The 278-nt window shown below is 45.7% G+C and carries 1 pseudogene; it reads left to right on the top strand.

The features are described from left to right. Positions 1 to 272 (top strand): annotated as a pseudogene (locus tag EAE89_RS23290) (ISNCY family transposase); the annotation flags it as partial. Between the last annotated feature and the right edge of the window lie 6 nt (positions 273 to 278).

The following is a 278-nucleotide window of genomic DNA, read 5'->3' as shown; positions in this document are numbered from 1 at the left end:
TGGATCTCTCACACTTTGTCCATCAACTGATTGAACAATCTCCGGAGCATGAAACGATGTTGATGACTATTGCAGAACAGCTTGAACAAAAAGGGCGCGAGCAAGGTATCAAGCAAGGTATTGAGCAAGGCCGAGAGGAAGGTATTGAACTAGGCCGAGAGGAAGGTAAAGTGGAAACGGCTCGAGCCTTATTACGGCATGGCGTCAGCCTGGATATTATTGTCACCAGTACCGGACTGAGCCGGGATAAAATTGAAGCGTTAAAGCATTAAATTAAT

The organism is Photorhabdus heterorhabditis (assembly GCF_018448905.1).
GTDB classification, from domain to species: domain Bacteria; phylum Pseudomonadota; class Gammaproteobacteria; order Enterobacterales; family Enterobacteriaceae; genus Photorhabdus; species Photorhabdus heterorhabditis.
Note: the sequence above shows the minus strand (reverse complement) of the source record. Positions and strands in the feature narration are given on the sequence as shown.